Origin of the sequence: Streptococcus sp. SS-4456 (assembly GCF_036680365.1) — a bacterium.
GTDB lineage: Bacteria > Bacillota > Bacilli > Lactobacillales > Streptococcaceae > Streptococcus.
This window is the reverse complement of the sequence record NZ_JAVIHI010000006.1, coordinates 49,694-62,498: the sequence shown is the minus strand read 5'-3', so window position 1 is coordinate 62,498 and position 12,805 is coordinate 49,694. Positions and strand designations below refer to the sequence as shown.

Below are 12,805 nucleotides of genomic sequence, written 5' to 3'. Positions count from 1 at the left end.
TTACTTAAAGACAGACTGGTCTTTGAAGGCTTGAATAGCAGCATTCAACTCATCTGTATCGGGAAGGTCTTTCGTCGTACGAATCACATCCAAAAGACTATCATAGTGCAAATCAAAATATGCGTATAGCTCTTCTTCAAATGCCAAAATATCATCAATTGGCACTGAATCCAAGAAGCCGTTTGTCAAAGCATATAAAATCAAGACCTGTTTTTCAACTGGAAGTGGCTTGTGCAAGGGCTGTTTCAAGACTTCGACAGTCCGACGACCTCGGTTGAGTTTAGCCTGAGTAGCCGCATCCAAATCGGAACCAAATTGCGTAAAAGCTTCCAATTCACGATAAGATGCCAAGTCGATACGAAGGGTACCCGCAACCTTTTTCATAGCCTTGATTTGAGCCGAACCACCTACACGAGATACGGAAGAACCCGCATCAATGGCTGGACGGATACCAGAGTTAAACAAATCGTCTTTCAAGAAGATTTGTCCATCCGTGATTGAAATCACGTTAGTCGCTATATAGGCTGAAATATCACCTGCCTGGGTTTCGATAAATGGCAGAGCTGTAATGGAGCCACCACCTAACTCATCAGAAACCTTGGCTGAACGCTCCAACAAACGACTGTGCAAGTAGAATACATCACCTGGGTAAGCTTCACGACCTGGAGGACGACGAAGCAAGAGGGACAATTCACGATAGGCAACCGCCTGTTTTGACAAATCATCATAGACAATCAATACATGCTTACCTTCATACATGAATTCTTCCGCCATTGCAACACCCGCATAAGGGGCCAAGAAAAGCAATGGAGAAGGCTGTGAAGCCGATGCTGTCACGACAATTGTGTAATCTAAAGCACCGTACTGACGAAGGGTTTCAACCTGCGTACGAACTGTTGATTCTTTCTGACCAATGGCAACGTAGATACAAATCATATCCTTGCCTTTTTGGTTGAGAATAGCATCGATAGCGACAGATGTCTTCCCTGTCTGACGGTCACCGATAATCAATTCACGCTGACCTCGACCAATCGGAACCAAAGCATCAATAGCCTTCAGACCAGTTTGCAACGGCTCATTTACTGATTTCCGTTGCATAACACCTGGCGCTGGGTACTCGATTGGACGGGTTTTAGTCGTACGAATGTCACCAAGACCATCCACTGGTTGCCCAAGTGGATTGATGACACGACCAATCAAGGCTGAGCCAACTGGCACTTCCATGATTTTACCAGTCCGACGAACAACAGAACCCTCACGGATATCTGTAAATTCACCAAGAATGATGATACCAACATCGTTGGTTTCTAAGTTTTGGGCCATACCAATGGTGCCATTTTCAAATACCAAAAGCTCTCCACTCATGGCATTGTCAAGACCTTGCGCACGGGCGATACCGTCACCAATGTAAGTTACGACACCAGTTTCTGTATAGTCAAAGTCAGGCTGAAAGCCTTCAATTTGTTGTTTTAGTAAAGCGCTAATTTCTTGTGCATTTATCAAAAGAACACCACTTTCTATTTTCTAAAGTTTTTTTCTAACATCCTTCAATTGTGTCCGAACACTTGCATCGATGACCTTGTGGTTAACACTCACAATGAAACCACCAAGTAGACTTTGGTCTAATTCTTCGATGATAGTTCGTACACGCAAGGAGAATCGTTCTTCCACTAACTGACGTAGTCGGTCTTTTTGCACCTCAGTCAAGGGATAAACAGAAACCACATAGGCTTCAAATTCATTTTTAAATTTACTGATTTGTAAACGGACACGCTCCAGTGTTTCCAGTAGCAAGTCTGCATGCCCATCACGAATAATATCCTCAATCAAATCATTGATTTGCCAGAAACTTGATTGGCGAACGGTTCGTACGAATGCAGCTTTTTCCTCTCTTGATACCGTAGCAGACAACAAAAGACGATTGAGTTTGCTATCATGGATAATCGTAATCAATTCAGAAAGCTGGTCATACATTTCCCAAATTTCTGCATGATCACTGACTTTCTCAACAAATGATAGAGCGTATTTTTGCACAAGGGCATTTTCTCTAGCGTTCATCTACGTTTCTCCCAGCTTATCCAAATAACGGTCAATTAAATTGCTGTGGGCTGCCTGGTCTAGGTCTTCTAAAATGATTTTACCTGCCAAATCAACAGCTAATTCAGCGACTTGAACACGCAAGTTTTCTTGGGCTTCACGCTTCTCAGATTCGATTTCCATCTGCGCTTTTTGTTTCAAGCCTTGGATTTCAACTTCTGCCTGTTCAAGAAGACGTTTTTTCTCTAGTTTCGCTCGCTCAATAGCGTCTTGAATGATTTTTTGTCCTTCAACACGACCTTGAACCAATTCCTGTTCCCGTTGTTGAACCAGGTTTGAAGCAGCTCTTAATTTTTCTTCTGCCGCATCAATATCATTGGCAATCTTATTGGCACGTTCTTCAAAAATACCTGTAATACGATCCCAAGCGAATACACGAATAAGGATTATCAATATCGCAAAAGAAGCCGTTACGAGAATAAAGTTTCCAAGAACAGTGCTAGATTGCATTGCTAAAATTGTTGCCATATTTTTCTTTCCCTTTCTTACTCACCATGACCGTGGATTTTTTTGTTCAAGTACATGGATACCAGCATGACAAATACATAGCCTTGCAAACATGAAATGAAGACAGAGAAGCCTGTCCAGACAATGTTTAGTGCAAATGCAACTGGATAAGCTACTGCACTTTGTTGTGATAGCTGTAAAAGAAGTGAAACCAAAACCTCACCTGCGTAAATATTACCGTACAAGCGCAAGGCTAGTGAAGCAAGGTTGGTAATTTCTTCTAAAATGTTCATCGGAGTCATTGCCAAAGGGGTCACGAAATCTTTCAGATATTGCTTAACCCCTCTACGGCGAATACCTTCGACATGACAAAAAACAGTTGCAATGGCTGCTAGTCCAAAATCGTAGGCCATGTTGGCTGTCGGAGATGTCCACAAATTATGACCTTCTGCTGTTTCCAACTTAGTCATCAAACCCAAGTTATTTGCTACCAAAAGAAAGGTGAAGACTGTGAAGAAGAACAAGGCGTACCTTTTAGCATCTTCATCCCCAAGATTTCCCTTAGTGAAATTGATGGTCAATTCGTACACATACTCCAAAACATTCTGTTTACCTTTTGGCTTCAGTTCCATTCGGCGACTAGCCCAAAAAACAAGTAAGAAAATAACGGAAATGGTTATGATAGAAACCAATACCATGGTCAGGTCAAAGGTTACGGGACCAAGGGTAAGGGTTGGACTTAAATGTTCTTCCAATGGAGGTTCCCCCCTTTTCTATTTCTCTATTTTCTACTATTTCAAGACAAACATCATAGCCAAGGTTACGAAGAACGTTCCCTCGATAAAGGCAACACCCAAGAATACACCAGCCATTAACTTGCTTTGCATTTCTGGTTGACGTGCAGTCGAACTAAGATAAGAAGCTACCAAAAGTCCCTCTCCAATACTAACACCAAGACAGGCCAAACCTAAAGCCAATGCGCCTAAATTCATAACGAATTCTCCTTTTAAAATTTAATACCATGTAAGGATACTCCTAAAACATCTATTTGTCAAGAAAATACCGCCTTTGGAAGCGTTTAATTCGCTATTGAAATAGAAAAAGAAAAGACCTGCTGTCTTTTCTTCCTATTTATATAGCAGAATGTATATGACTACTTTCTTCAATGAAACGTTTGGCCATATTTTCTCGATCGACCTGCTCCGTATCCAAAGTGATAGCCTCATCTGAAACCAGGTCCGTATCCGCAAAAAATTCAATATGATTTTGGAGATTGTGCAATTCAACTGGCGCATCTCCACCAAACTCTCCATCAAGATTGAGAAGAAGGCGGCTGTCGGAACTAAGGTTTTCGATAGATAAAGACTTTGTCTTGATATACTCAATCAAATCACTCTCAATATGCTTCCCACCGTCCAAGACCTGCCCAATTAACTGAAGAATTTCAAACAAGTTTCCAGTCTTGACCATTATCAAGGTGAAATTACCATCATCCAATTTGGCATCTGGAACAATTTGCTCAAACCCTCCGATTGAATTAGTTAGAGCCACAAAAATCATGGAAACTGACCCTTCAAAAATCCCTTGGTCATGACTCACTCGCACTGGCGTAAACTGAACTTGTGGCAAGAGTTCTGCACCTTTAACGACATAGGCTAAATAGCCAAACATGGTTTTGAGTTGGCTTGGTACACTGTAGGTCAATTCTGTCAGGGTTCCTGCGGCAGCAATATTGATGAAGTAATGTTCTTGATGAAAACCATTCTTTTGGTTCTTTGCCAAACCAATATCCATCAAAACCGTTTGGTTTTTGCCAATCAACTTGGCTGCTTCAATCGGGTTGCCACGCGGGACCTTGAGAGCACGCGCATAGTCATTGGTCGTTCCTGTTGGAATAATAGCCATCTTTGGTCTATTTTCAAGGGGAGCAATGCCATTGACCACTTCATTGATGGTGCCGTCTCCTCCTGCTGCGATGACTAGGTCAAAGCCCGCCTCCGCTGCTCTTTTCGCCTCATTCTTAGCAGAATCTTTTGCGGCCGTTGTCTGAAAAGCAGAGGTTTCATAACCGAAACCTTCTAAAATTTCAAGTACGTCTGCCACATTTTTTTTCATGATTTCCTGACCTGAGGTAGGGTTGTAAATCAACCGTGCTCGTTTTTGTTCTCCCATATGCTATACCTTAAAGGCTTTCTAACCAAGCCTCGTCTTTTATTTCAATACCTAACTCTTGTGCCTTGGCCAACTTGCTTCCCGCGTCAGCTCCTGCGATGACCAAATTGGTCTTTTTGGAAACGGACCCTGCTACGTTGGCACCTAAGGCTTCTAGCTTAGCTTTGGCCTCGCCCCGCTTCATCCGTTCCAACTTACCAGTTAATACGACCGTAAGTCCAGACAAGGCAGCATTTTCATCGGCCACCTGTCCTAGATAGGTCAAGTTTACGGCATTTTCCTTAAGTTCGGCTAAAAGTTGCTGGGCACCTGAGCTGGCAAAGAAGCTGGTCAAGGACTTGGCTATTACCTGACCCAATCCTTCTAGGGAAGCAATTTCCTCCTGGCTGGCTTGAGCTAGGGCTTCCAAGTCTCCAAAGTTTTCTAGCAAAATCTTGCTGGCCTTGCTGCCGACATGGCGAATGCCCAGACCGAACAAGAGCCGTTCTGCTGAATTTCCTTTTGATGTCTGAATAGCTTGGTAGAGCTTGTCTGCGGACTTTTCCTTAAAACCGTCCAGGGTCAAGAGGTCGTACACCGTCAGTTTGTAAATGTCCGCCACATCCTTGACCAGACCTGCTAGAAAGAGTTTTTCTACAATAGAAGATCCCAGACCTGCAATATTCATAGCATCACGGCTAGCAAAGTGCTCCAACTTACTCATCAACTGGCTTGGGCAGATGGGATTGATACAACGGAGGGCCACTTCATCTTCGTAGTGTTGCAAGTCGCTCTGACAAGACGGACAGTGACTTGGAACAGGCATGACTTCCTGCTCAGACCGATACTTGTCCACCACTTTCAAAACAGCGGGGATAATGTCCCCAGCCTTGTAAACAATAACCGTGTCGCCAATACGGATGTCTTTTTCTGCGATGTAATCCACATTGTGCAGAGTAGCACGGCTGACGGTTGTTCCTGCTAGCTGTACTGGGCTGAGATTGGCTGTTGGAGTGACGACACCTGTTCTACCAACCGTCCAATCAACAGACAGGATTTGGGCTTCTTTTTCCTCAGCTGGAAACTTGTAGGCCACCGCCCAGCGAGGTGCCTTAACGGTAAAACCGAGTTCTTCTTGGATAGCTAGGTCATTGATCTTAATGACGATACCGTCGATTTCATAGGGCAAATCTTCTCGACGCTCTGCCATTTTTTCAATAAAAGCCCAAACATCGTCCATGCTGTCGGCCAACTGGTAGTCGTGGTTGGTCACAAAGCCCAGAGCTTCCAGTTTCTCCAGCACTTGTGACTGGCTGGTCGCTTCAGAGGGGCTGGCCTCTTGGTAGAGGAAGGTTGCGAGACCACGCTGGGCCACAACTCCCGTATCCAGCTGGCGAAGGGTTCCTGCCGCTGCATTTCGCGGATTGGCAAACTCAGCCTCACCTGCCTCCTGACGTTGTTGGTTGACGCGGTCAAAAGACGCTTTGGGCATATAGCACTCGCCGCGGACTGTGATGTCCACCGCTTGAGGTAGGGTCAGGGGAATATCCGCTACACGCTTGAGGTTTTCCGTGATATTCTCACCGACACTACCGTCACCACGTGTCGCACCTACTACTAGATTGCCTGCTTCATAGGTCAGGGAGATGGACAGGCCGTCAATCTTGAGTTCGCAGATATAGGTCGCCTGTGGAAATTCCTTGCGAACACGCTGATCAAAGGCATCCAATTCCTCACGGGAAAAGGCATCCTGCAAGCTAAAAAGAGGATAGACATGGGCATATTTTTCAAATCCATCTAATATCTTTCCACCTACACGATGGGTCGGACTATTGGGCAAAACCAATTCTGGATGGGCTGTTTCCAGTTCCACCAATTCTCGATAGAGTTTGTCGTATTCTGCATCAGACACGCTTGGTTTGTCTGTGCGATAGTATTCGTCGGCATATTTGTTAAGTAAGTCTACTAATTCTGATATTCTTTTTTCCATAAGACAATTATACCACGACTTAAGATGGCAACTGAAGATTTTAGTTTTGAATTAGGTTAGGAAATTTTAGATACATTTGAGCAAAAAAGAGTATAATAGATATATAAAAATTTGGGAGGTGCCTCATGGCTATTACATATAAACGACAAGACGATTTGGAAAAAATGCTGGAAGAATTTGCATCCTTTGACAAACTCGAGGAAGTTGAATTTCCAGACCCAACAAGCACTGAAAAAAATAAGCAGAAAGTTGACGATAAGTAAGGATGTTTGGATTTGAGCAACTGCCCTCTTCTGTTTTACAGGCGGGGGCTATTTTCCTATCAATTATCATAGAAGCTCTGCCCTTTGTTCTGATAGGTGCGGTTATTTCTGGTTTCATTGAAGTCTTTATCACACCTGAAAAGGTGGTCAGATTTCTACCTAAGAATACTTTTTTAGCCATCCTCTTCGGGACCTTTCTGGGCTTTGTGTTTCCTTCATGCGAATGTGGGATAGTCCCTATTGTGAATAGGCTCTTAGAAAAAAAGGTGCCTAGCTATACGGCTATTCCATTTCTAGTGACTGCTCCCCTTATCAATCCCATTGTCCTTTTTGCAACCTATACTGCGTTTGGAAATTCTTGGCTCCTTGCTGCCTATCGTGTTCTAGGATCTATCTTGGTCGCACTCGTCCTTGGGCTGGTCCTTGGCTTTTTGGTCAAAGAACCGATTAAAAACCAACAGACTGCCTGTCAACCGACCCATGATTTTTCAGATAAAACCAACTGGCAAAAAGTCGGACTAGCTTTTATTCATGCCATTGATGAATTTTTCGATACAGGTCGATACTTGGTCTTTGGTTGCATCTTTGCTAGTTTAGTACAGGTCTATGTTCCAACAGCTATCTTGACTTCGATTGCTCACAGCCCTCTATCAGCTATCTTGCTCATGATGGGACTTGCCTTTCTGCTCTCCCTTTGTTCTGAAGCAGATGCCTTTATCGGTGCATCCTTTCTATCCAGCTTTGGTCTAGCTCCCGTCATGGCCTTCCTTGTCATTGGACCAATGGTAGATGTCAAAAATCTGCTCATGATGAAGCGTTACTTCACAGCTAAATTTATTCTGAGCTTCGTTACTATTACTTTCCTGGTTATCCTTGGCTACTGCATCATTCTAGGAGGGCTTGTATGATTCGATTTTTAATTCTCGCAGCTTATTTTGAAATGACCATGTACCTCTATGTATCAGGCAAACTAGACCAGTATATCAATATGCACTACACCTATCTAGCCTATCTGTCTATGATACTTTCCTTTATCCTAGCCATGGTTCAACTCTATGTCTGGGTAAAAAACATTAAAACACATAGTCATTTGACAAAAAAATCAGCCAAATTTGCTAGTATGTTTCTGCTAATCCTCCCGCTTACAGTTGCCTGGCTCTTTCCAACAGTTAGTTTAGATGCTACTTCTGTGGCGGCTAAAGGCTATCATTTTCCCCTAGCTGCTGAAAATGACACAGCTACTCAGGCTCAGGAGGGGACCAGCGTCCAATACCTCAAGCCTGATACATCCATCTATTTTACAAAGTCAATTTACCAATCTGAGATGCGCGCAATAGCAGACCACTATTTAGCTCAAGATGAAATAGAGGTGACAAGTGATAATTACATGGAGGTCATGGAGGCCATCTATGACTATCCAAATGAATTTGCCGGTAAAACAATTGAAATGATCGGTTTCGTTTATAATGACCCAGACAAGACTGACCAGCAATTTCTCTTCCGTTTTGGTATTATTCATTGTATCGCCGATTCTGGTGTCTACGGTCTACTCTCTACAGGAGCTTCACAGACTTTTCCTAACAACAGCTGGGTCAAGGCCAGCGGAAAAATTAAGATTTCTTACCATCATTCCTTAAAACAAAGCCTGCCAACACTGGAATTAGAGCAAACAGAAGAAATCCAGCAACCTGAAAATCCCTACGTTTATAGAGTATTTTAGAAAAATGAAGTCATAAAGTGAATTTTCTGACAATTTATGCTATAATGAGATTTATACTCAATAGAATAGGAAAGAATTTATGTCATCACATGTATTGTTTACCATTTTTGGTGCTAGTGGCGACTTAGCCAAACGCAAGCTATATCCATCACTTTTTCGTCTGTACAAGGCGGGACATATCAAAGAAAACTTTGCTGTTATTGGAACAGCTCGCAGACCCTGGACCAAGGAATTTTTTGAGCAAACCGTCATTGAATCACTAGGAGATTTGCCCGACACACCACGTCAGGCACATGAATTTGCAAGTCATTTCTACTATCAGAGCCATGATGTCAATGACACGGAACATTATGTAGCTCTTCGTAAATTACAGGATGACTTATGTGAAAAATACGATACGCAACACAACAAGGTCTTCTTCCTCTCTATGGCTCCTGAATTTTTCGGAACCATTGCCAAACACCTCAAATCTGAGCAGATTGTTGATGGACAAGGTTTTGAGCGTTTGATTATCGAAAAACCATTCGGAACAAGCCTTGCTACTGCAAGCAAACTCAATGATGAATTGGCCGCTGCCTTCAATGAAGACCAAATTTACCGTATCGACCATTATCTTGGTAAGGAAATGGTGCAAAACATCTTCGCTGTCCGCTTTGCCAATATTATCTTTGATCATATCTGGAACCGCGATTACATTGACAATATCCAAATCACTTTTGCTGAGGCGATTGGGGTTGAGGACCGGGGTGGCTACTACGACCATTCTGGCGCCTTAAAAGATATGGTTCAAAACCATGCACTTCAAGTCCTTTCTCTCTTAGCAATGGATAAGCCTGCCAGCTTTAAAGAAGAGGATGTCCGTGCGGAGAAGATTAAGGTTTTCCAACACTTACGTCAACCTTCTGATGAAGACCTCAAACGCAACTTCATCCGTGGCCAATACACTGCAGGTTCCATCGACGGAAAAGACTATGTTAGCTACTTGGACGAACCAAATATCGCAGAAGGTTCTCAGACGGAAACCTTTGCAGGAGGTGTCTTCTTCGTTGATACCGACCGCTTCCGTGATGTTCCCTTCTTCTTCCGTACGGGTAAACGTCTGACAGAAAAAGGTACGCGCGTGACCATCACTTTCAAACATGCTGAAGATATTTTCGGTCAACCTTCTGAAGCCAACGTATTGACCATATTTATCCAACCAACTGAAGGCTTCATGCTTTCTATCAACGGTAAGGAAGTTGGTTCCCACTTTGCTCTTACTCCTGCCAAACTCAACTTCCGCCACAATGCAACTGCTCTTGGTAATTCACCAGAAGCCTACGAGAAACTCTTTTTCGATGTCTTGAACGGCGATTCTACCAACTTTAGCCATTGGGAAGAAGTTAAGGCAAGCTGGAGCTTGATTGACCGCATTGTTGATTTATGGTCTAACGACCAAGCACCACTCCACACCTATCCAGCTGGTTCCATGGGACCTCAAGCAGCCTTTGATTTACTAGAAAGTTACGGCTGCAAGTGGGTATGGACTCCGGATGTATGGTATCGTGAACGTGGCTTATTGAAATAAGATATAAAAACTGGAGTCATCCAGTTTTTTTTGGGAGATAATTATGACTGAATTAAACAACATTCTCGACCAACTCCAAGCAGCCAGCCATGCTGGCACCCTCAAGCGTTATGAAAAAATTGGCGAAACCAAGCCCTACTACGGCGTTCCAATGGGAGCTATTTCTGGTATCGCCAAGGCCTATAAAAATCGACTGGACTTGTTTGCTCCACTCTGGCAAACGGGGGTACTAGAGGCACAATATTTAGCCATTCAACTGGCTAAGACTAAGCCCAACCAACTGCCCCTAGAGGATTTAGAAAACTGCCTCAATGAACAGGTTTCTGTCAATGTCTTAGACAAACTAGCTTCTATCATTCTCAGCAAACGAAAAGACAGTAGGGATTGGGAAGAAATCTTACTTGCCAAAGACGAGGCCGTCTTTAACAGACTTGGCTGGTTCCTCCGTGCCAAATACTTTGCTGGAAAAACAGCAACAAATCAAGAAATTGAAGAAACTCTAGACCATATTCGCCTGCATTTGCAAACCGCTGACCCGCTTGTCCAATGGACCATGAACCAATGCTTGGTGGAGATTGCGGTTGCCTATCCTGACTATCTGAAACAAGGTCTTGCAATCGGTCAGGAATTGGCAGTCTATGCCGATATGAAGGTTCCAAAAGGCTGTACTTCTGCCTACGCACCCGAATGGATTGAGGCATTGTTAAGGAGGAAATAAGGTGCAACATAAAGGAAGTCAGATTTTAGAAACAGAACGTCAAATTTTACGCCCTTTTCAAGCAAGCGATGTTGAATCAATTTTCCAAAACTGGACTTCAGACGAAAAGGTGACTACTTATCTGACCTGGCCAACTCATCAATCCCTTAAAGATACAGAAGACTATGTCCAGTTCTGTCTTCAATCCTATTCACAGTAAAAAACATACAGGTGGGTAATTGAGCTCAAAGAAAATCAGCAACCTATTGGAGATATTTCCGTCGTCAGTCTAGATGAACGAGTACAGGCTGCTGAATTGGGCTGGGTCTTAGGCAGTAAATGGTGGGGACAAAATTTTATGCCAGAAGCTCTTGAAGCTGTTAATCACTATTTATTGGAGGAAGTGGGTTGTTTACGGATTACAGCTGTTCACGATAGTGAAAATCGTCCTTCTGGTCGTGTCATGGAAAAAGTCGGCATGACCTACGAAGGAACTCTCCGACAAGCCGCTAGAAACAATCGTGGTATTGTGGATATTGCCATTTATTCCCTACTGCATACAGATAGAAAAAGTCGCTAGTTTTTCAACTAACGACTTTTTTCAATATTACACCAATCCCTCTAAAAGTCCACGCATGAACTCTTCGGATTTAAATTCTCCGATATCATCAATTTTCTCACCAAAACCAATCAATTTCACTGGAATATCTAGTTCCTGACGAATAGCAAGAACGACACCACCTTTTGCAGTACCGTCTAACTTTGTCAAGACTAGACCTGTCAATGGAGTAATTTTTGCAAATTCCTTGGCTTGACTAAGGGCGTTTTGACCTGTGGAGGCATCTAGTGCTAAGAGGGTTTCATGCGGTGCATCAGGTAGAGTCCGTTTGATGATGCGACCGATTTTTTCCAGCTCTGCCATAAGGTTTTCTTTATTTTGCAAGCGACCTGCTGTGTCAATCATGAGAATATCCACGCCTTCTGCCACGGCACGTTTTACCCCATCAAAAACCACGCTAGCTGGGTCTGACTTTTCAGGACCAGTCACTACTGGCACATCAACACGGCGACCCCACTCGACCAGCTGGGCTACCGCACCCGCACGGAAGGTGTCCGCTGCGACCAACATGACCTTCTTGCCAGCCTGCTTGTACTTGTAGGCTAACTTACCGATAGACGTCGTCTTCCCAACCCCGTTGACACCGACAAAGAGCATGACAGTCAAATCATCTTGGAAATTGATCTGCTCGCTGAACTGACCATCTTTTTCGTAAATATCCACCAATTTTTCGATAATCACACGACGGAGTTCATCTGTCTTTTTAGCCTTCTGTAGTTTGGCTTCATAGCGGAGCTCCTCTGTCAGCGTAGAGGCAACCTGCACTCCCACGTCTGACAAAATCAGCATTTCTTCCAGTTCCTCGAAAAAGTCCTCATCAACCGAACGGAAGTTTGCAAAGAACTCATTGAGCCTTGCCCCAAATCCTGTACGCGTCTTGTTCAAGGTACGCTGGTACTTGTCCTGCTCACTTTCTTGCTCTACTGGAGCAACTTCCTCAACACGCTCTTCCTTGACCTTGGTTTGAATAGCAGGGTCAAATCCTTTTTCCTGAGCTTCTTTGACACGGGCCGCAGCGGCTTCTTTGGCTGCATAATACTGGGCCATCATGTCTAAGGTCCGTTGTTTCTGAGCTTCTTGCTCGGCATTCAAGTCAGTTGGTCCTGAACTGTCCTGTTCAGGAATAGTTGACTCCGTTTCAGATACTTTAGTGTCCTTTTCAGAAACCAACTGCTCTACTTCAAGTTCTTCAACAACTTCTTCTCTAGGCTCTTCTTGAGCCTTTTGTCCAAATAATCGATCGAATAATCCCAT

Annotated in this window: 13 protein-coding genes and 1 pseudogene; 6 read left to right on the top strand and 8 right to left on the bottom strand. The window is 43.6% G+C overall.

Translation table 11 applies throughout. The features are described 5' to 3' along the window. The 7 genes from atpA to ligA form a co-directional block, all read right to left on the bottom strand. Positions 1-1,521: a F0F1 ATP synthase subunit alpha gene (gene atpA, locus RFK25_RS03050; protein ID WP_161942060.1), complete on the bottom strand. Its 1,521-nt coding sequence runs from the start codon at positions 1,519-1,521 to the stop codon at positions 1-3. A 3-nt stretch (positions 1,522-1,524) separates the two neighbouring features. Beyond that, positions 1,525-2,058, bottom strand: coding sequence for a F0F1 ATP synthase subunit delta (locus RFK25_RS03045; RefSeq protein WP_332411410.1), 534 nt, complete (start codon positions 2,056-2,058; stop codon positions 1,525-1,527). Beyond that, a complete protein-coding gene (atpF, locus tag RFK25_RS03040; protein WP_332411408.1) occupies positions 2,059-2,565 on the bottom strand; it encodes a F0F1 ATP synthase subunit B in 507 nt (168 codons plus the stop codon). Positions 2,566-2,582: 17 nt separating this feature from the next. Next, positions 2,583-3,299: a F0F1 ATP synthase subunit A gene (atpB, locus tag RFK25_RS03035; protein ID WP_248055066.1), complete on the bottom strand. Its 717-nt coding sequence runs from the start codon at positions 3,297-3,299 to the stop codon at positions 2,583-2,585. Between the two features lie 36 nt (positions 3,300-3,335). After that, positions 3,336-3,536: a F0F1 ATP synthase subunit C gene (locus RFK25_RS03030; protein ID WP_105109681.1), complete on the bottom strand. Its 201-nt coding sequence runs from the start codon at positions 3,534-3,536 to the stop codon at positions 3,336-3,338. A gap of 139 nt (positions 3,537-3,675) precedes the next feature. Next, positions 3,676-4,716: a diacylglycerol kinase family lipid kinase gene (locus RFK25_RS03025; RefSeq protein ID WP_332411404.1), complete on the bottom strand. Its 1,041-nt coding sequence runs from the start codon at positions 4,714-4,716 to the stop codon at positions 3,676-3,678. Positions 4,717-4,726: 10 nt separating this feature from the next. After that, a complete protein-coding gene (ligA, locus tag RFK25_RS03020) occupies positions 4,727-6,685 on the bottom strand; it encodes an NAD-dependent DNA ligase LigA (protein WP_332411403.1) in 1,959 nt (652 codons plus the stop codon). A gap of 125 nt (positions 6,686-6,810) precedes the next feature. Between ligA and RFK25_RS03015 the strand changes: the two genes are divergently transcribed. The 6 genes and pseudogenes from RFK25_RS03015 to RFK25_RS02990 all read left to right on the top strand — a co-directional run bounded on the left by RFK25_RS03015 (position 6,811) and on the right by RFK25_RS02990 (position 11,512). Next, positions 6,811-6,948: an SPJ_0845 family protein gene (locus RFK25_RS03015; protein WP_172050468.1), complete on the top strand. Its 138-nt coding sequence runs from the start codon at positions 6,811-6,813 to the stop codon at positions 6,946-6,948. Between the two features lie 2 nt (positions 6,949-6,950). After that, positions 6,951-7,856 (top strand): permease, encoded by a 906-nt coding sequence (locus RFK25_RS03010; protein WP_332411400.1) that lies wholly within the window; start codon positions 6,951-6,953, stop codon positions 7,854-7,856. Then, on the top strand, positions 7,853-8,668 hold the full coding sequence (locus RFK25_RS03005; protein ID WP_332411398.1) for a TIGR03943 family putative permease subunit: 816 nt from the start codon (positions 7,853-7,855) through the stop codon (positions 8,666-8,668). The genes RFK25_RS03010 and RFK25_RS03005 overlap by 4 nt, the downstream gene beginning before the upstream one ends. Before the next feature lie 79 nt (positions 8,669-8,747). After that, complete coding sequence (zwf, locus tag RFK25_RS03000; protein WP_332411395.1) at positions 8,748-10,235, top strand: glucose-6-phosphate dehydrogenase; 1,488 nt, start codon at positions 8,748-8,750, stop codon at positions 10,233-10,235. A 43-nt stretch (positions 10,236-10,278) separates the two neighbouring features. Then, the gene (locus RFK25_RS02995) at positions 10,279-10,953 is read left to right on the top strand and encodes a DNA alkylation repair protein (protein ID WP_332411393.1); all 675 of its coding nucleotides are present in this window, start codon (positions 10,279-10,281) and stop codon (positions 10,951-10,953) included. A 1-nt stretch (position 10,954) separates the two neighbouring features. Beyond that, positions 10,955-11,512 (top strand): annotated as a pseudogene (locus RFK25_RS02990) (GNAT family N-acetyltransferase). Positions 11,513-11,539: 27 nt separating this feature from the next. On the opposite strand, the gene ftsY reads toward RFK25_RS02990, so the two are convergent. Beyond that, positions 11,540-12,805, bottom strand: coding sequence for a signal recognition particle-docking protein FtsY (gene ftsY / locus RFK25_RS02985; protein WP_332411391.1), 1,266 nt, complete (start codon positions 12,803-12,805; stop codon positions 11,540-11,542).